General features: G+C 70.5%; 14 protein-coding genes. 9 read left to right on the top strand and 5 right to left on the bottom strand.

What is annotated here, in order from left to right; all coding sequences use genetic code 11:
• The first annotated feature begins 108 nt into the window (after nt 1-108).
• The 5 genes from ACX12L_RS19090 to ACX12L_RS19110 all read left to right on the top strand — a co-directional run bounded on the left by ACX12L_RS19090 (nt 109) and on the right by ACX12L_RS19110 (nt 7,002).
• Nucleotides 109-1,029, top strand: a complete 921-nt coding sequence (locus tag ACX12L_RS19090; protein WP_459264020.1) for a branched-chain amino acid ABC transporter permease — start codon at nt 109-111, stop codon at nt 1,027-1,029.
• Nucleotides 1,029-2,837: a branched-chain amino acid ABC transporter ATP-binding protein/permease gene (locus ACX12L_RS19095; protein WP_459264021.1), complete on the top strand. Its 1,809-nt coding sequence runs from the start codon at nt 1,029-1,031 to the stop codon at nt 2,835-2,837. The genes ACX12L_RS19090 and ACX12L_RS19095 overlap by 1 nt, the downstream gene beginning before the upstream one ends.
• Nucleotides 2,827-3,549 (top strand): ABC transporter ATP-binding protein, encoded by a 723-nt coding sequence (locus tag ACX12L_RS19100; protein ID WP_459264022.1) that lies wholly within the window; start codon nt 2,827-2,829, stop codon nt 3,547-3,549. The genes ACX12L_RS19095 and ACX12L_RS19100 overlap by 11 nt, the downstream gene beginning before the upstream one ends.
• A 173-nt stretch (nt 3,550-3,722) precedes the next feature.
• On the top strand, nt 3,723-5,333 hold the full coding sequence (locus ACX12L_RS19105) for a GMC family oxidoreductase (protein ID WP_459264023.1): 1,611 nt from the start codon (nt 3,723-3,725) through the stop codon (nt 5,331-5,333).
• Between the two features lie 10 nt (nt 5,334-5,343).
• On the top strand, nt 5,344-7,002 hold the full coding sequence (locus tag ACX12L_RS19110; RefSeq protein ID WP_459264024.1) for an AMP-binding protein: 1,659 nt from the start codon (nt 5,344-5,346) through the stop codon (nt 7,000-7,002).
• Between the two features lie 18 nt (nt 7,003-7,020).
• On the opposite strand, the gene ACX12L_RS19115 is transcribed toward ACX12L_RS19110, so the two are convergent.
• Nucleotides 7,021-8,409: an aminotransferase-like domain-containing protein gene (locus tag ACX12L_RS19115; protein ID WP_459264025.1), complete on the bottom strand. Its 1,389-nt coding sequence runs from the start codon at nt 8,407-8,409 to the stop codon at nt 7,021-7,023.
• Between the two features lie 64 nt (nt 8,410-8,473).
• On the opposite strand from ACX12L_RS19115, the gene ACX12L_RS19120 reads away from it, so the two are divergent.
• Nucleotides 8,474-9,790, top strand: coding sequence for a hydroxymethylglutaryl-CoA reductase, degradative (locus ACX12L_RS19120; protein ID WP_459264026.1), 1,317 nt, complete (start codon nt 8,474-8,476; stop codon nt 9,788-9,790).
• Nucleotides 9,791-9,826: 36 nt separating this feature from the next.
• On the opposite strand, the gene ACX12L_RS19125 is transcribed toward ACX12L_RS19120, so the two are convergent.
• A complete protein-coding gene (locus ACX12L_RS19125; protein WP_459264027.1) occupies nt 9,827-10,489 on the bottom strand; it encodes an HAD family hydrolase in 663 nt (220 codons plus the stop codon).
• A complete protein-coding gene (locus tag ACX12L_RS19130) occupies nt 10,479-12,527 on the bottom strand; it encodes a sensor domain-containing diguanylate cyclase (protein ID WP_459264028.1) in 2,049 nt (682 codons plus the stop codon). The genes ACX12L_RS19125 and ACX12L_RS19130 overlap by 11 nt, the downstream gene beginning before the upstream one ends.
• A 99-nt stretch (nt 12,528-12,626) precedes the next feature.
• Between ACX12L_RS19130 and ACX12L_RS19135 the strand changes: the two genes are divergently transcribed.
• Both ACX12L_RS19135 and ACX12L_RS19140 read left to right on the top strand, forming a co-directional pair.
• Nucleotides 12,627-14,138: an ABC transporter substrate-binding protein gene (locus tag ACX12L_RS19135; RefSeq protein ID WP_459264029.1), complete on the top strand. Its 1,512-nt coding sequence runs from the start codon at nt 12,627-12,629 to the stop codon at nt 14,136-14,138.
• Between the two features lie 258 nt (nt 14,139-14,396).
• On the top strand, nt 14,397-15,197 hold the full coding sequence (locus tag ACX12L_RS19140; protein ID WP_459264030.1) for a hypothetical protein: 801 nt from the start codon (nt 14,397-14,399) through the stop codon (nt 15,195-15,197).
• A 2-nt stretch (nt 15,198-15,199) separates the two neighbouring features.
• Here ACX12L_RS19140 and ACX12L_RS19145 read toward each other — a convergent pair whose 3' ends face one another.
• Nucleotides 15,200-18,151 carry an EAL domain-containing protein gene (locus tag ACX12L_RS19145; protein WP_459264031.1) on the bottom strand — a complete coding sequence of 984 codons (2,952 nt, stop codon included), beginning with the start codon at nt 18,149-18,151 and terminating at the stop codon, nt 15,200-15,202.
• A 132-nt stretch (nt 18,152-18,283) separates the two neighbouring features.
• Nucleotides 18,284-18,682 (bottom strand): YchJ family protein, encoded by a 399-nt coding sequence (locus tag ACX12L_RS19150; RefSeq protein ID WP_459264032.1) that lies wholly within the window; start codon nt 18,680-18,682, stop codon nt 18,284-18,286.
• A 183-nt stretch (nt 18,683-18,865) separates the two neighbouring features.
• Between ACX12L_RS19150 and ACX12L_RS19155 the strand changes: the two genes are divergently transcribed.
• Entirely contained in the window at nt 18,866-19,360 is a 495-nt protein-coding gene (locus tag ACX12L_RS19155; protein ID WP_459264033.1) for a DUF421 domain-containing protein, read from the top strand.
• Nucleotides 19,361-19,388: the final 28 nt, after the last annotated feature.

Genomic DNA, 19,388 nt, shown 5'->3' on the forward strand with positions numbered 1-19,388 from the left:
GCGCTTGCCCTGCAAGGGTTTTAGCATGGAAACCATCTGAAATCCTTGCCAGCCAAGCGCAGGCAGCTCACTTTTTTTGACAGCTCCGCGTTAGTGGGAAGGCAGCGCATGGCCGAATCGATACTCCAGGCGATCTTCAGCGGCCTGGCCCTGGGCAGCATCTACGCGCTCGTGGCCGTGGGCTTCAACATCACGTTCAACACCACCAAGACGCTGAACTTCGGCCAGGGCGAGTTCCTGGTGGCCGGGGCCTTCGTCGCGGTTTCGGTGCTGCTGCTGCTCGCGGGCAAGCAGATGACCGACGCGCTGCTGCCCTCCGAGGTGACGCTGACGCGCTACCTGCTGAGCCTGGCCGGCTCGATGGCGGTGCTGGCGCTGCTGGGCGTGCTGCTGTACTACACGGCGGTGCGGCCCTTCGTGGGCCAGGGCGGCATGGCCTGGGTGATGAGCACCATCGGCTTCGGCATCATCATCCAGAACACGGCGCTGGCGATCTGGGGGCCGTCGCCGCTGGTCATGCCCTCGCCGCTGGGCAACGACGTGATCCGCATCGGCGGCGCGGGCGTGCTGCCGCAGGAGGTGCTGGTGCTCGTGGCCAGCGTGGCCGTGCTGCTCACGCTGGACTGGGTGATGCGCGCAACCAGGATCGGCAAGGCCGTGCGCGCCGTGGCGCAAAGCGGCGCCGCCGCCACGCTGATGGGCATCAACGTGGGCGCCATCGTGGTGCTGGCCTTCGTCATCAGCTCCAGCCTCGCGGGGCTGGCCGGGCTCTTGATCGCGCCGATCACCACCGCATCCGTCTTCATGGGGCTGACGCTCGCGCTCAAGGCCTTCTCGTCGGCCATCGTGGGCGGGCTCACCAGCCCGCGCGGCTGCATGCTGGGCGGCTTCCTGCTCGGCGTGATCGAGGCGCTGGTGGGCCTGTGGCACGCGGAGCTGCGCGAGATCAGCATCTTCATCCTCATCATCGTCGTGCTCGTGGTGCGCCCGCAGGGCCTGCTGGGCCAGCGCATCGTGGAGAAAGTCTGATGGGCGGCGAGCGCAAACACTATCTCTGGCTGGCCGTGGTCGCCGCGCTGGCGGCGGCCGTGCCGCTCGCCACCGACAACGACTTCCACCTGCGCGTGCTGTTCCTCATCGGCGTCAACTACATCGCCGCCGCCGGCATGAACGTGCTCGTGGGCTACACCGGGCAGAAGTCGCTGGGCCATGCGGGGCTCTTCGCCGTGGGCGCGTACACGGTGGCGCTGCTCACCGCGCGCTGGGGCTGGAACCCGTGGCCGGCCTTCGTCGCCGCGGGCGTGATGGCGGGCATCTTCGGCGTCGTCATCGCGCTGCCCGCGCTGCGCGTCAAGGGCCCGGCGCTGGCCATGGTGACCATCGGCTTCGGCATCGTGGTGGAGAAGATCGTCTCCGAATGGCAGGACGTGTTCGCCGGCCAGCAGGGCATCTACGGCGTGCTGCCGCTGTCGCTGGGCGGCACCATGTTCAGCTCCAAGCAGTGGGTCTGGTTCGTGCTGCTGCTGGGCGTGGCCCTGCACGTGATGCTGCGCCTGCTGCTGCGCGGGCGCTTCGGGCGCGCGTTCATGGCCGTGAACACCGCCGAGGTGGCGGCCGAGAGCGTGGGCATCAGCGTCTACCGCTTCAAGGTGCTGGCCTTCGTGATCAGCGCCGTCACCTGCGGGCTGGCCGGCGCGCTGATCGCGCAGCAGAACCAGTACATCAACTCCGACTTCATCACCTTCAACCTGTCGATCTTCATCCTGCTCATGGTGCTGTTCGGCGGGCATTCGGTCTACGGGCCGCTGCTGGGCGCGGTGGTGCTGACGCTGCTCGACTCCTTCCTCTCGCGCTGGCCGGGCGTGCAGCACTTCACCTACGGCGCGCTGCTGCTGTTCGCGCTCTACGCCATGCCCGACGGGCTGGCCGGCTTCGTGCGCCAGATGGCGCGCAAGTGGGCGCCCGGCCTGCTGCCGGCCGAGGCGCTGCCCGCGCAGCTCGCGCCCTGGCGCCTGCGGAGCAAGGCAGCCGCCGACGAAGCCATGCTGCTCGAAGCCCAGGGCCTGTACAAGGCCTACGGCGGCGTGGTGCCCACGAACGGGGTGGACATCCGCATCCGCGCCGGCCACGTGCACTCGCTGATCGGGCCCAACGGCGCGGGCAAGACCACGCTGCTCAACATCCTCTCGGGCATCGTGCCGCCGGACCGCGGCACCATCCGCTTCGAGGGGCGCGACGTGACGGGCCTCGCGCCCTACCGCATCGCGCGCGCGGGCCTGGGGCGCACCTTCCAGAACCTCAAGCTGTTCGCGGGCATGTCGGTGCTGGACAACGTCAAGCTCGGCCTGCACGCGCACATCCCCACGGGCTTCCTCGGCAGCCTGCTGGGCCGCGGCGGCCATGCCGAGCGCGCCGCGCGCGACGAGGCGCTGCAGATCCTGGACTGGCTGGGCCTCAAGGACAAGGCGCAGGAGATCGCCGGCAGCCTGCCCTACGGCGTGCAGCGCCGCCTGGAGCTGGCGCGCGCGCTCGCCACGCACCCGCGCCTGCTGCTGCTCGACGAGCCCGCCGCCGGCCTGAACCCGCAGGAGACGCAGGAGCTGGCGCAGGTGATCCTGCGCATCCGCGACCTCGGGATCACCGTGCTGCTCATCGAGCACCACATGGACCTGGTGATGGCCGTGTCCGACCACGTGATCGTGCTGGACTACGGCCAGAAGATCGCCGAGGGCGCGCCGGCGCAGGTGCAAAGCGACCCGCGCGTGATCGCGGCCTACCTGGGCACCGACGACGGCGAGGAAGACGAGGAAGAGGAAGGCGGTGCCCATGTCCGATGAACTGCTGCGCATCGACGACCTGCACGTGCACTACGGCGCCGTGCAGGCATTGAAGGGCGTCTCGCTGCACGTGCAGGCGGGCGAGGTGGTCACCATCATCGGCGGCAACGGCGCGGGCAAGAGCACGCTCATGCGCTGCATCTCGGGCCTGGAGCCCGCGGCGGGCGGGCGCGTGGCCTTTCTGGGGCAGGACCTCGCCGCCATCCCCGGGCACAGGCGCGTGGCGCTGGGCATCGCGCAGTCGCCCGAGGGCCGGCAGGTGTTCGCCGACCAGACCGTGCGCGACAACCTGCTGCTGGGCGCCTACCACCGGCGCGCCAGCGCGGCGGAGATCGAGGCCGACATCCGGGCCCAGTTCGAGCGCTTTCCGCGCCTGGGCGAGCGCCAGCAGCAGATGGCGGGCACCATGTCCGGCGGCGAGCAGCAGATGCTGGCCATCGCCCGCGCCCTCATGGCGCGCCCCAAGCTGCTGCTGCTCGACGAGCCCTCGCTGGGCCTGGCCCCGCTGATCGTCAAGGAAATCTTCGACACCATCCGCGGCCTGCGCACGCAGGGCGTGACCATCCTGCTGGTTGAGCAGATGGCCAACCAGGCCCTGGCCGTGGCCGACCGCGGCTACGTGCTGGAGACCGGGCGCATCACGCTGCAGGGCCCCGGCCGCGAGCTGCGGCGCGACCCCAAGGTGCGCGCCGCCTACCTCGGAGGACATTGAAATGGAACATCCCCCTGAGCCGCTTCGCGCCTTCCCCCCTCTCTCGCATCGCTGCGCGCTGCGGGAGGGGGAACGCCGCCAGCGCGGCGGGGCGGCCCTTGCGCGGCGGCCCTCGCCTGGGGCGCGCCAGTTTCATGGGCTGCGGATGATGCGCAGCATCGGGGAGAACTGACGTGCAGGAGAGCTTCGACTACGTCGTGGTCGGCGCGGGCGCGGCCGGCGCCATCGTGGCGCGGCGGCTGGCCGAGGACCCGGCCGTCACCGTCTGCCTGCTCGAGGCCGGACCGCCCGACCGCCACCCCTACCTGCACCTGCCGGCCGGCTTCATCAAGATGCTGTTCGACCCGGCCTACACGTGGACCTACGGCTCCGAGCCCGACGCGCGCACGCTGGAGCGGCGCGTGCCGCTGCCGCAGGGCAAGACCCTGGGCGGGTCGAGCGCGATCAACGGCCTGATCTACAACCGCGGCCAGGCCGAGGACTACGACGGCTGGGCCGCTTCAGGCAACCCGGGCTGGTCGTTCGCCGACGTGCTGCCCTGCTTCCAGCGCAACGAGCGCTGGCTCGGCCCGGCGGGCAGCGCGCGGCGCGGCACCTCGGGCAGGGTGCCCGTCACGCCCATCGACTGGATCCACCCGGTCTGCGAGGCCTTCATCGCGGGCGCCGGGGAACTGGGCCTGCCGCGCAACCCCGACTACAACGGCGACACCCAGGCCGGCGTGGGCTACTTCCAGCGCACCATCCACCGCGGCTGGCGCCAGAGCACGGCGCGCGGCTACCTGCGCTCACCCCCACCCAACCTGGCCGTGCGCACCCATGCGCAGGCCACGCGCATCGTGCTCGACGGCACGCGCGCCGCGGGCGTGGAATACGCGCACGGCGGCCCGCAGGGCAGCGCCAAGGCGGTCGGCGCGCGGCGCGAGGTGGTGGTCTGCGCGGGCGCGGTCAACACGCCGCGGCTGCTGCAGCTCTCGGGCATAGGCCCGGCCGACCAGCTGCAGGCGCTGGGCCTGCCCGTGGCGCACCACCTGGCGGGCGTGGGCGCGCACCTCAAGGACCACTTCTCGGTGCGCGTGGTGGGCCGCGTGCGGCGCGGCAGCGCGGTCACCATCAACGAACTGGCGCGCGCACCGCGCCTGTGGGGCCAGGCGGCGCGCTGGCTCGCGGGGCGGCCCAACATCCTCGCGCTGAGCCCCTCGCTCGTGCACTTCTTCTGGCATTCGGGACTGGGCGACGGCCAGCGGCCCGACCTGCAGGGCGTGTTCACCCCGGCCAGCTACCGCGAGGGCTACGTCGGCCAGCTCGACACCTACCCCGGCATGACCTGCGGCGTGTGGGCCCACCGCCCGCGCAGCGAGGGCGAGGTGCGGCTACGCTCGGCCGACCCCTGGGCCGACCCGCTGATCCGCCCCAACTACCTGTCGCACGAGGAAGACGTGCGCGTGCTCACCGCCGGCGTGCGCCTGGCGCGCGGCCTGCTGCGCACCCGGGCACTCGCGCCCTTCTTCGAGTCCGAGGCCATGCCGGGCGCCGACGCGCAGAGCGACGAGGACATCCTCGCCTACATCCGCCGCTACGGCGTCTCGTCCTACCACCTGTGCGGCACGGCCCGCATGGGGCCTTCGCCCGAAGCCGGCGCCGTGGTCGATGCGCAGCTGCGCGTGCACGGCCTGCAGGGCCTGCGCGTGGCCGACTCGTCGGTCATTCCCGCCATTCCCTCGGCCAACATCTGCGCCGCCACGATGATGATCGGCGAGAAGGCGGCCGACCTGATCCGCAGCTGAGGAGATGCACATGCTGGTTCCGCACGAGAGCGCCACGATCGGCGGCGTGCTGCTGGAGGCCGCCGCCGCGTTCGGCGCCCGCCCCCTGCTCGTGGCGCCGCCCAATGCCGCGCGCGGCTACGACCCCGGGGGCCGCACCATCACCTATGCCCAGGCGGCGCAGGCGGTGCAAGGGCTCATGGACCGCTACCGCGGGGCCGGCTACGGCGCGGGCCACCGCGTCGCGCTGCTGCTGGAGAACCGCCTGGAGCACATGCTGCACAAGCTGGCCATGAATGCGCTGGGCATCTGCTGCGTGCCCGTCAACCCCGACTACCGCCCGCGCGAGCTGGCCTACCTGATCGACCATGCGCACGTGGATCTTGCCGTGGTGCTGCAGTCGCGCCAGGCCGACTGGCAGGCCGGCGCCGCCGAGGCCGCGTGGCAGCCGCCCGCCGTCGTCTTCGAGCAGTTCGACGCCGACCTGCCCCCGGCGCCCGCCCCGGCGACGGACTGGACGCCCGGGGCCGGCACGCCCGCGAGCATCCTCTACACCTCGGGCACCACGGGCCGGCCCAAGGGCTGCGTGCTCTCGCACCGCTACGAGCTGGCGGCCGGCGCCTACTACGCCACGCGCGGCGGCCTCGTGGACTTCCGGCCCGAGGGCGAGCGCATCTACAACCCACTGCCGCTGTTCCACGTGAACGCGTCCATCCTCTCGTTCCAAGCGGCGCTGCTCACCGGCAGCTGCCAGATCCAGACCGACCGCTTCCAGCCCACGCGCTGGTGGCAGGAGGTGCGCGACACCCGGGCCACCATCGTCCACTACCTGGGCGTGATCGTGCAGATGCTCTGCGCGCAGCCGCCCTCCCCCGGCGACACGCAGCATTGCGTGCGCTTCGGCATGGGCGCGGGCGTGGAGCCGCAACTGCACGCGGCGTTCGAGGAACGCTTCGGCTTCCCGCTGCTGGAGCTCTGGGGCATGACGGAGAACGTGCGCATCCTGGTTGATTGCCACCCGCCGCGCCAGGTGGGCACGCGCGCCTTCGGGCGGTCCACGCCGGGCATCGAGGTGCGCGTGGCGGACGACGCGGGCGCCGACGTGCCCGACGGCACGCCGGGGGAGATGCTGATCCGCCATTCGGCCGAGGCGCCGCGCAAGGATTTCTTCTCGGGCTACCTCGACGACGAGGCCGCCACCGAGGCCGCGTGGCGCGGCGGCTGGTTCCATACCGGCGACGTGGTGGTGCGCGACGCCACGGGCATGCTGCACTTCGTGGAGCGGCGCAAGAACATCATCCGCCGCTCGGGCGAGAACATCGCGGCGGCCGATGTGGAGGCGTGGCTCGTCACCCATCCCGACGTGGACATGGCCGCCGTCATGGCCGTGCCCGACGAGGTGCGCGAGGAGGAGGTGCTGGCCTGCATCGTGCTCAAGCCGCACGCGGCGCAGGCGCTGCGAGAGCCGGGGGCCGAGGCGGCGCTGCTGCGCTCGCTCTTCGACCACTGCAGCCGGGGGCTGGCCTACTTCAAGGCGCCCGGCTGGATCTGGTTCACCGGCCAGATCCCGACCACGGGCACGCAGAAGATCCAGAAGCACGGCATCTTCGGCGCCGGCGTGGACCCGCGCACCGTGGCGGGCATGCACGACCTGCGCGCATGGAAGAAGCGCCAACGCGCCCAGGGGTGAACCGCAATGCGCTTAGCTTCAGCCGCGAAGCCGCTCCAGCGCGCGCGCGAACCGCGGGTCCTGCACCGCATGCGGGTTGCAGCGCGACCAGGGGCATGCCTGCTCGCTGTTCACGCAGAAGATGTTGCCGGGCGCCATCACGATGCCGTGGCCCAGCATGGCCTGGGCCAGCGCCTGGGCGTCCGGGAAGCCGGGCCAGCGCGCCCAGATGAACAGCGAGTGCGCGGGGCGCACGAACACCTCGGCCCCCATGCGGTCGAGCAGCGCATAGGCGTTCTGCGTCGCCTCGGCCAGCCGGCCCCGCAGCTGCTCCAGGTGCTTGGCGTAACGCCGCTCCGCCAGCAGGGTCTCGACGGCGCGCTCGGCGTATTCCGAGCTGCTGATGCTGGTCAGCACCTTGAGGTCGGCCAGCTCCTGCGCCAGGTCCGCGCTGCAGGCGACGAAGCCCACGCGCAGCGCGGCCGACAGCGACTTGGAGAAGCTGCCGAGGTAGAGCGTGCGCTCCAGCCCATCCAGCGCCGACAGCCGCGGCGCCGTGGCGGGGCGGAAGTCGCTCAGCACGTCGTTCTCGACGAGCAGCAGGTTGTGCTGCTCGGCCAGGCGCAGCACCGCGCGCGCCTTCGGCAGCGAGAGGTCCGAGCCCGTGGGGTTGTGGGCCAGCGACTGCGTGAAGAACAGGCGCGGGCGCAGGGTCTTGAGCAGGCGCTCCAGCGCCTGCAGGTCCGGGCCGTCCGCCAGGCGGGGCACGCCCACGACCCGCGCGCCCGCCAGGTGCAGCTTGCCCCGCAAGGGGTAGTAGCCGGGATCGTCGATCAGCACCGTGCCGCCCGGCGGCACGAAATAGCGCACGATCAGGTCCATGGCTTCGTTGGCGCCATGCGTGGGCACGATCTGCTGGGGATGGGCGTCGATGCCCACGTCCGCCAGGCGCCGCACGAGGCGGTGGCGCAGCGGCGCATAGCCCAGCCGGTCGCCGTAGCGGAACAGCGTGCCCAGGCCGCCGCGCGCCACCTTGTGGTGCGTGCGGTCCAGCCGCGCGCCCTCAAGCCATTCCGACGGGGGGAACGCATCCCCCACGGCCAGCTGCCCCGGCTCGTTGCGCAGCTGCGTGCGCAGGAGCCAGACGATGTCCATGGTCCGGCGCAGCGAATGGCCCTCGACGGCCTCGCCGTCGGCCTCGGGCATGGCCTCCTTGACGAAGAAGCCCGAGCCGCGCCGCGGCTCCACCAGCCCCCGGGCCACCAGCAGCTCGAAGGCGGACACCACCGTGTTCTTGCCATAGCCGCGCGACGCCGCGATCTCGCGCAGCGACGGCAGCTTGTCGCCGCCGCGGTACACGCCGTCGCGGATCTGCCGCTCCAGCGAATCCGCCAGCGCGATGAACAGGGGGACAGGAGTGGCGCTCATGCGCCCGCACTGTACCCGTGCAAGCCCCCGCTCTTTCCGATTCCCTCACCCTGCCCCATCCACCATGACCACCCTTGACTCCCGCCTGCCACGCTTTCGCTCCATGACCGTGCCGCAGCGCCTGCAGCACCTCGCGGCCGCCGCGCACCTGAGCGACGGAGAGGCCCGGCTGCTCGCCCACGGCGGCGCGCTGGACCCTTCGCTTGCCGACGGCATGATCGAGAACGTCGTCGGCACCTTCGAGCTGCCGCTGGGCGTGGCCGGCTATTTCCAGATCAACGGCAAGGACGTGCTCGTGCCCATGGCGGTGGAGGAGCCCTCCGTCGTGGCGGCCGCCTCGTTCATGGCCAAGCTCGCGCGCGAGTGCGGCGGCTTCGAGACGTCGAGCACCGCCCCGCTGATGCGCGCGCAGGTGCAGGTGCTGGGCCTGTCGGACCCGCACGGCGCGCGCCAGTCGCTGCTGCGCCGCCGGCAGGAGATCATCGACCTGGCCAACCAGCGCGACAAGGTGCTCACCGGCCTGGGCGGCGGCTGCCGCGACATCGAGGTGCACGTGCTGGAGCAAACGCGCCGCGGCCCCATGCTGGTGATGCACCTGATCGTGGACGTGCGCGACGCCATGGGCGCCAACACCGTCAACACCATGGCCGAATCGGTGTCGCCGCTGGTCGAGGCCATCACGGGCGGACAGGTGCGCCTGCGCATCCTCTCCAACCTGGCCGACCTGCGCCTGTCGCGCGCGCGCGTGGCGCTGTCGCCCGAGATGCTCACCACGGCGGAATACGACGGCCGCGACGTGATCGAGCGCATCCTGGACGCCTACGAGTTCGCCGCCGTCGATCCCTACCGCGCCGCCACGCACAACAAGGGCATCATGAACGGCATCGACCCCGTGATCGTCGCCACCGGCAACGACTGGCGCGCGGTGGAGGCCGGCGCCCACGCCTGGGCCGCCCGCCAGGGGCACTACGGATCGCTGACCCGCTGGGAGAAGGACGCGCGCGGCTGGCTGGTCGGCAGCCTGGAGATGCCCATGCCCGTGGGCCTGGTGGGCGGCGCGACCAAGACCCACCCGCTGGCGCGGCTCGCGCTCAAGATCATGGGCGTGGCGACGGCGCAGGAGCTCGGCGAGACCGCCGTCGCCGTGGGGCTGGCGCAGAACCTGGCCGCCCTGCGGGCGCTGGCCACCGAGGGCATCCAGCGCGGCCACATGGCGCTGCACGCGCGCAACATCGCGATCGTGGCCGGCGCGACGGGCGAAGAGATAGACCGCGTCGCCCGCCAGATGGCCCAGGAAAAAGACGTGCGCACCGACCGGGCCCAGGCGCTGCTGGCCGCCCTTCGCGCCGGAAATCAAGCCCAATCGGGCTCCAGCGCTTGATGGGCAAGCGCTGGAAGCTATCAAAAACAGAGCACGTCAGCCCAGCAGCGTGGGCAGCTCCGCCATGTCCGCAATGACCCGGGCGGCCCCCGCCGCGCGCAGGGCCCCGGGCGAGCCATGGCCGATGTCGGACGGGCTGTAGCCCACCACGGTGGCGCCGGCGGCCACGCCGGCCATGACGCCGGTGACCGTGTCCTCCACCACCAGGCAGCGCGCGGGCGGCACGCCCACGGCGGCCGCGGCGGCCAGGTACACGTCGGGCGCGGGCTTGGTGGCCGGCATCTCGTGGCCGCTGAAGACGCGGCCGGCGAACAGCGGGGCCAGCCCCACCTGGGCGAGCTGCATCTCCACCTTCTGCCGGTCGGCGCCGGAAGCGCAGGCGATGCGCCCGCCAAGCCGCGCGTGCACGGCGCGCACGGCCTCGGGCGCGTTCGCGATCGCCACCAGCTCGGCCTGCAGGCGCGCGTTGCGGCGCGCGTAGAACTCGGCCATCCAGGCGTCGGTGAGCGGGCGGCCGGTCCGGGCCTCGATGCGCGCGGTCTCGCTGCGCACGGTCTTGCCGATGAACAGGCGCATGCATTCCTCGGGGGCCAGCAGCCAGCCGGCCTCGTTGAGCATCTCGCAGAGCACGCCGTTGGTGATCGGCTCGCTGTCCACCAGCACGCCGTCGCAGTCGAACAAAATGGCTTCAAATGTCATGGGATCGGGCAGGAGTGAGCGGCGCCCACTCCGATGGGTGCAGCGCCGCCATGCAGTCCGCACCATACAGCACCACGCGGTTGCGCCCCGTCTGCTTGGCCGTGTAGAGGGCGGCATCCGCCTGCTGGAACAGGGCCTGGGCGGCATCCACGCCCGCGCGCGCCTGCCCGTCGCCGCCGGTGCGCCGCGCGGGCTGCAGGCTGGCCACGCCTATGCTGACGGTGACGCTGCCGCAGCACGCGCTGCCCCGGTGCTCCAGGGCCAGTGCGCGCACCGCCTCCTCGAGCCGCAGGGCCACGACCAGGGCCGCGGGCGCGTCGGCGCCCGGCAGCAGCACGGCGAATTCCTCGCCCCCATAGCGCGCCAGCAGGTCGCCCGCACGCCCCAGCATGGACGACAGCGCCACCGTCACGCGCTGCAGGCACTGGTCCCCGGCCACGTGGCCGTAGTAGTCGTTGTAGGCCTTGAAGTGGTCCACGTCGATCATCAGCAGCGCCAGCGCCGCGCCCTCGCGCAGGGCGCGGCTCCATTCGTGCGCCACGGCCTCGTCCAGGGCCAGGCGGTTGGCCACCTGGGTCAGCGGGTCCAGCCGCACCTGTGCCTCCAGCGCCGTGCGGTAGCGCGAGAGCTGCTCCTCGGTCTGCTTGCGCTCGGTGATGTCCTGCACCGTGCCCGTCATGAGCAGCGGCTCGGCGTCCGATGCCTGGCTGTATTCCCCCCAGACCTCGATCCAGCGCTCCTGCGCGTCAGGCGCGCGGCGGATGCGGTACTGGGTGCGCAGCGGCGTGCGCTGGGCCATCGCCCGGCCATGGATCTGCAGGCTCTGGGCGCGCTCATCGGGATGCAGCATGGAGACCCACTGGCGCAGCGTCATGCGCCCGTCGGCCGGCAGGCCGAAGATGGCGCTGGCCATGCGCGACATGATGAAGGCCTCGTCCCCCGCGTCGTAGAGAAAGTAGCCCACAGAGGCCGCCTTCTGGGCGTTCTCCAGCCAGCGCAGGTTGCGTTCCAGCTCTCCCTTGAGCGCGCGCTCGCGCCGCCAGGCGCGCCATTGCCAGAGCACGACGATGCTGCCCAGCGACAGCAACCCCAGGCTGGCGAACAGGCTGAGCATCAGCCATTCGCGGCGCTGGGCATCGGTGAAGGCCTCGGCCACGTCGATCTTGGAGACCAGCAGCCACGGCGCATCGGGCGCGGCGCTGGCCACGGCCAGGACGTCCTGCCCCCGGTAGTCGCTGGCATAGAAAGCGCCGCGCACGCCCTCGGCTGCCAGCGCCATGGGGTCGCGGCCGTGCCGGTCCAGCGGCAGGCGCAGCGGCTCCCGCTCTTCGCCGCGCAGGCGCAGCGGGCTCAAGGCCACGACGGCATCGCCTTCGCGCTGCACCAGCACCGATTCGGTCGTGCGGCTGTGGTCGGGCCAGGTTTCCAGCAGAGGGAACAGGGTGGTGCGCGCATCGATCACCAGCCACACGGCGCCCAGCGGCGTGCTGCCGTCGAACAGCGGCGCCAGCAGCCCCAGGAACGGAAAGGCGAAGGCCGGGTCGCGGTGCAGCTCCACGATGTCCGGCTGCGCCAGCGCCAGCGCGTGCTGCAGTGCCCGTTGCTCGGGCTGCGGCAGCACCCCCGTGGCCACGCCCTCGGAATCGAGCAGCAGCCGCCCTTGCGTGTCCACCAGGTAGGCGGCCGTGAAGCGCTGCTGCTCGACGAGAATGCGCAGGCGCTCGCGCAGCAACGCCTCGCCGCCGGACGAGCCCGCGGCGCGCCAGCGCGCCACGGCCTGCGCGAGAAGGCTGTCCTGCGACAGCGCGGCCGCCTCGGACTGGCGCCGCGCGCGCCAGTCCGAGACGGCGCGCAGCTGCAGCTGGTTGACGGCCTGCAGGCTGCTCTCGATCTGGTGGCGGTAGCGTTGCTCGCGCTTCTGGTAAATGGCGTACACGCCCCAGCCTATGCCCCCCAGCAGCAGCGCCACGGCCAGCAGCAGCAGCCACCATGCGCGTGAGCGCATGCGCTGGTGAAGCACGGCGGAAAGCATCTTCATGGCGGCAAGGGAAGGGCCGATACCGATGGAAGGTAAGAGCCGTTTTCTGTAGACTGTGTCACAGTTTGTATCAACGCAGGACTCCAAGCAACTCCACCCATGTCCCCCCTCACCCTGACCCGCCGCGCCTGCCTGGCCCGCTCTCTGTCGTTATGCGCCGCGCCCGCCATCGCAGGGACGGCACAGGCGCAGGAGCGGGCGGCCCGGCGCGCCGTGGTGATCAACCTGTCGCTGGAGCCTGACAGCCTGGACCCCACGATGGCGTCCGCCGCCGCCGTGGGCGAGGTGGTGCATTACAACGTGCTGGAGGGCCTGACCCGGATCAAGGAAGACGGCACGGTGGCGCCGATGCTAGCCGAATCCTGGAGCGTGGACGCAGCGGCGCTGAATTACACCTTCCGGCTGCACCAGGGCGTGCGCTTTCACGACGGCAGGCCCCTGGACGCGGCGGCGGTGCGCTTCAGCTTCGAGCGCGCCGCGGCGCCCGGGTCGACCAACAAGGCGCGCAAGGCGCTGTTCGACAACATTGCCGCCATCGCCACGCCGGACGCGCACACCGTGGCGCTCACGCTGCGCCACCCCGACCCGCAGCTGCTGTTCCGCCTGGGCGAGGGCACGGCCGTGATCCTGCACCCGGCCACGGCGGCCCAGGCCGCCGCCCGGCCCGTGGGCACGGGCCCGTACCGCGTGGCGCACTGGGAGCGCGGCCACAGCCTGACCCTGGCCAAGACCGACAGCTACCGCCATGCCTCGCGGGTGCGCATCGAGCAGGCCACCTACCGCTTCGTACACGACCCCGTGGAGCAGGACGCCGCCATGCACGCGGACGAGATCGACCTGCTGTTCAACATCGCCACGCAGACCGTGCGGCGCTTTCAGGCCCACAACCGCTACCAGGTGCTGACGGGCGCGTCCACGGGCAAGGGCATGCTGGCGCTGAACCAGCGCCGCGCGCCCCTGGACGACGTGCGCGTGCGCCGCGCCATCACGCACGCCATCAACCGCGAGGCCTTCATCCGCACCGTGCTCGGCGGCCGCGGCGTGGTCATAGGCAGCCACTTCAGCCCGGCGGACGCGGGCTACCTGCACCTGGCCAACCTCTACCCCTACGACCCCGAGCGCGCCCGCGCCCTGCTCGATTCCGCCGGGGTGCGCACGCCGCTGCGGCTGGCCCTGGCATTGCCGCCCGCGCCCTATGCCCACGAGGGCGGCCCCGTGATCGCCCAGGACCTGGCCCGGGTCGGTATCGTGGCCGACATACAACGCCTGAGCTGGCAGCAATGGCTGAACGGCCCCTTCAAGGGGCAGTTCGACATGACCCTGATCAACCACGTCGAGCCGCTGGACTACCAGATCTACACCGACCCCGACTACTACTTCGGCTACGACAGCCCCGCCTTCCGCGCACTGGTGCAGCGCCATGCCAACGCCAGCCATCCGCGCGAACGCCAGCAGCTGTTCGCGCAGCTGCAGCGGCATCTGGCGCAGGACGCCGTCAACGCCTGGATCTTCGCGCCCCAGATCGGCAACGTGGTACGCAAGGGCTTGCGCGGCGTGTGGATGAACTACCCCATCTTCGCGCACGACATCGCCGCCCTGTCATGGGAATGATGCATTCACTACATATTCAATAGCACCCAGCACTCTCCGACAAAGCGCCTGCATCACTTTTCACCATGGAAGAGATGCCCGGCGCCGGACGCCGGACATGGCCCGCCCCGGCCTGTGAGGCGAGCACCCCACCGCACCCGGCCTCGGCCGCTCAGCGGAAATGGGGGCGATTTCCCGTGCTTTTTGGCCGATCGCACCGCGCAGCCATCCCCATAGTGGCGCCATGGCCTGCATGTCCGCCGGGCCGGAGATCCGCTCATGAATCCACATGCCCTGGTGCCCCCTTTGTCCAGCATACCCCTGTCGCCCATCGTGGCGCACGAGGCTGTCCACACCCCCGCTCGCTCGCCCGCGACCGAGGACCGGATCGAGGAGCGGCTGCCGTTTTCGGTGCGGGTGGTGAGCGACGCCGAGGCACTCGACAAGGCCGTCCACATCCGCCACGCCGCCTACGCGCGCCACGTGCCCGACCTGGCCCGCACCCTGCGACAACCCGAGCAGGCCGATTTCGCGGACGGCTCCCTGGTCCTGCTGGCCGAATCCCACCTCGATGGCTCGCCCCTGGGCACCATGCGCATCCAGACGAACCGCTACGCGCCGCTGGCGCTGGAGCAGTCGCTGGCGCTGCCGCCATCGCTGAACAACTGCCTGCTGGCCGAAGCCACCCGGCTCGGCGTGGCCGATGGCCGGGTGGGAACGCTGGTCAAGACCGTATTGTTCAAGGCTTTCTTCCTCTACTGCCAGGAAACCAAGGTGGACTGGATGGTGGTGACGGGGCGCGCGCCCGTCGACCGCCAGTACCTGCGCCTTCTGTTCGATGATGTCTACCCGGACATGGGCTACATCCCGATGCGCCACGTCGGCGGCCTGCCGCACCGCGTGATGAAGTTCGAGGTGGGCACGGCCGAGCAGCGCTGGGCACAGGCGCGCCACCCGCTGTTCAATTTCATCTTCCGCACCCATCACCCCGACATCCGGCTGGATGCGCCTGAAGCGACCGACGCGCCGGCGTGGGAGCAATCCCCATTCCACGCGCCCGCCCCCACGCTGGCCATGTGACTTCAATGGGTGGACTGGCCCGGCTTCGGGTCGCTGAACAGCGACGGCGCGGGCCATGCCTGCAGCAACAGGTAGTGCAGCAGGTCGGCATCTTTCACGAAATCGGCCGATGAGCGCATGCGCAGCAGGCTCTCCGGCGACTGCGAGCGGGCGATCGCGAAGCCCTGCACGTAGTCCACCCCGATCTCGGCCAGCGTCTGCACCGTGGCGCTGTCCTCGGCCCATTCGGCAATGGTCTTCATGCCCAGGTTGCGCGCCAAGCCCACGATGGCCTCCACGATGGCCACGTTGGCGGGGTGCTCGTTCATGTTGACGATGAAGCCGCCATCGATCTTGAGCAGGTCGCCCCTGAGTTCCTTCAGGTAGGAAAACGAGGTATAGCCGGCGCCGAAGTCGTCGAGCGCCACCTTGGCCCCGAAGCCGTGCACCTGGGCGATGAAGCGCCGCGTGTTCTCCAGGTCGTGCAAGGCCACGCTCTCGGTGATTTCCAGGCACAGGCGGGGCGCCACGTCGGCGTACTGCGCCAGCATCCGCACCACGTCCTGCACGAAACGCTCGTCGTTGAGCGAGGCCCCGCTCAGGTTCATGCAGATGAAACGGGTGTGCTTGAGCCGGCCATGGTGCTCGCGCATCCAGGCCAGGGTCTGGCGCAGCACCCAGCGGTCTATCACCCCCATGCGGCCGCTGTTCTCGGCCGCTGTGATCAGGCGCGTCGTGGGCACTTCCTGCCCCTCGGGGTCGCGCATGCGCAGCAGTACCTCGAAGTTGAGCGAATGGTGCGGCTCCTTGAGCGACATGATGGGCTGCATCTCCAGATACAGGCCTTCGATTTCGTCCGAGCCCGAGAGCAGGCCCGCGAGGTGGATTTCGGCCTCGTGCTCATGGAACACGCAGGAATCGCGCTCGAACACCACGAGGTGGCTGCCGCGCTTCTTCTTGGCCTCGCGGCAGGCCCGGTCTGCCGTGGATACGGCATCCTTGGCCGAGCTTCCCCGCACCACCTCGATGAGGCCCACCGAACCATGCACCTGGAAGGACAGGGCGCCCACGCGGTAAGGCCGGTTGCCCAGGCTGCCCACGATGTCCTGGCAGATCAGGGTAGCGTCGGCCAGGTGGGTATTGGGCATGAGGATGACGAACTCATCGCCGCCCACACGGCCCAGGTGCATGCCGCCCTGCAACACCTCGTCGACGCGCGCGCAGACCTGCCGCAACACCTCGTCGCCGGCGCTGTGGCCGAACATGTCGTTGATCAGCTTGAAGCGGTCCAGGTCCAGGTAGGCCAGGGCCATATCCTGGCCCGGGCCCGCAGGCTGCAGCGCGCGTTCCAGCTCGGCCTGTACGCCGTTGCGGTTGAGCACCTGGGTCAGCGGGTCGTGGTTTGCCAGGAACTGCAGGCGCTCGGTGGCCTGGGCGCGTTCGGTCACGTCCTGCAGCGAACCCTCGATGCGCTCGCCGGCCCGCGATGCCTTCACCAGGAAGCGGCGGACTTGCGACAGCTGCGGATCCGCGCGGCCCTTGACCTCGAACTCTGCCACCGGCTGGGCGTTGAGGCTGTGCAGCAGGCGCTGCCAGGAGGTGTCGTCGAAGTAGTGATCCCAATGGTCGCTTCCCGGCACCAGCACGGCCGGCCCCAGCGCGGCCTGCAGCGCCGGGTTGGCCGCGATGAAGTGGCCCTGCAGGTCCAGCGTGAACAGGCCCAGCGGGATCACGTTGTAGGTGTGTTCCAGCTCGGCCTGGGCCTGCACGCGCTGCTGGTGTTCCTGGCGCATCTGGGCCGCGATGGCCATGGTGGCCAGCAGGCTCGACGAGAGCGCGGCCGTCACGCTGTTGACCGAGCCGATCCAGGTCTGCAGGCCAAAGGCCGCCGCCACGACCTCGTAGGCACTCGACGCCAGGGTCACGCCGATCGATGCGCCATACCAGGCCGCCACCGTCGAGCGGGTGATGATGACGATGCGCACGAGGAAAAACGCCAGCACCAGGCTGCCGACCGCGGTGAACAGCCAGATCAGGGGCAGGAACCGGGCATAGGGCAGCGTGACGGAAAGGGCCAGCATCAGCGCGCAGGACCATTGCATCAGGTTCAGCAGCGGCCGGAAGCCCACCTTGGGCAGTTCCTCCCAGAACAGGGAGCAGAACAGCATGATGGTCACGGTATAGAGCAGCGCCAGCGTGACCGGGCGCCCCTGGATGAGCCAATCGGCGGGCACGTTGTGCCCCAGCCACTGCACGTCCCATCCCGCCGACAGGGCCCCCGCGCGCAGGTTGATCAGCAGCCACACCGCGAACAGCACATAGGTGGGGTTGCGGTTGATCAGGGCGGTGATGAAGACGAACACCGCCAGCAGCACGATGCCGCCCTCGAGCAGGCCCGCATTGCGCTCGAACGCGCGGGTGGCCGTCCGCAGCGCACCCTCGTCCCACCGTTCCACCGTGAGGCGGCCCGGACCGATGAACCGCGCCTGGCACAGCACCTCCGTGCCAGGCGTCAGGTCCTGCAGGCGCAGGCCAAAGCCGGCTTGCGAGTCAAACAGGCGTCCATGCTGGAGGGCGCGATCCGCCTCACCGAGCAGATCGAGCTGGCGACCATCCCAACAGGCGAGCCGCACCAGATGGCGCGAGGGAAACTCGACCACGACAGCGTGGTCGGGCTCGGGCGACGGCACGGGGAAACTGAACCAGAATGGCGTCTCTGCCAGATGGGTGTCGCGCAGCAGCACCGGCGGCTGGCGCTCCAGCGCCGTCCGGGCGGCAGCCACGGTCAGCTGCGCACCGGAATCCTCGAGCACACGCATGGGCAGGCGCAGCGGGACATCGTGGGCGTACCGGGGTGCCCAAGTCTGCAGGGCAAGCACCGACAGCACCACCATGACGCAGGGCAGCGCGAAGATCAGCAGACCCGACAGGGCGTGCTCCAACGCGCCATGCCAACGGCTCCAGTGGGGCTGCACGGCAGAGGTTGCAGAAGGCTTCACTGAGCAAGGTTCAAGGGCGGACCGCCATGAGCGGTCCCATGAAAATGCCAACCAGGGTTCTGGTGGCGAGTACTAACTACATTTTGATAATGATATGCGAGTTTGGTTTCAAAGCAAGTCGCCGTCCACGTAATACCAACGCCCCTGCTCGCGCACGAAACGGCTGCGTTCGTGCAGGCGCACGGCGCGCCCGCCCACGCGCCAGCGCGCGACGAACTCGACCTCGGCACGGCCCTCGGCCGTAACATGGTGTAAACGCACCTCCAGGCCCAGCCACTTCGCGCCCTCGTCGAAATCGAGTGATCCGGGGCGCCGGCTCGCATGCCAGGTGGCAAGCAGATAGCCGGCACGGCCGAGCACGAAGGCGGTGTAGCGCGAGCGCATGAGGCGCTCGGCATCGGGCGCGGGCGTGGAATCGAAATGGTCGAGGTAGCGGCCGCAGCATGCGGCCAGCGATGCGCCGCCACAGGGGCAGGCGGCTTCGGCCCCGGCGCGCGCGCGGCTCATCGGGCGGCGCCGAACACCTTCGGCAACAAAACAAATGCACGGCGCAACGGCATGGCATCCCTCCTTCATGCGGGTTTGCAAAAGAGAACAAGGCGCAAAGCCGCAGACAGTACACGCAGTATCTTGCAGAGCATCATGGCGCCGATAGACTGGTTTTGCATCCGGCAACCCAGGAGTTCAACAATGTTTGCAATGAGCGTGCCATGGTGGGAGTTCGCCCTGCGCGGAGTGGCCGTCTACCTGTTCCTGCTGGTGTTCCTGCGCCTCACGGGCAAGCGCCAGACGGGGCAGTACGCGCCGTTCGACCTGGTGCTGCTGCTGATCCTCTCGAACGCGGTGCAGAACTCGATGAACGCGGGCGACAACTCGCTCGTCGGCGGCCTCATCAGCGCCGCCACGCTCATCGCCTGCCACGTGGCCCTGGCCCATCTCACCTTCCGCGTGCCGCGCCTGGCGCGCCTGGTGGACGGCAGGCCGCAGACGCTGGTGCAGGACGGCAGCCTGGACAGCGCCCTCATGCGCCGCGAACTGCTCACGCCCGACGACGTGGCTGCGGCGCTGCGCGCCGGCGGCTGCCTGCACCTGCACGAGGTGGAGCGCGCCACGCTGGAGACCAACGGCTCCATCACCGTGGTGCTGCGCCGCGCGGGAAGAAGCGGCGCAGAATCGGGCATCTGACGCCGGGCAGGAACGCAGCGGCGAAGGG

Source organism: Alicycliphilus sp. T452 (genome assembly GCF_054512775.1).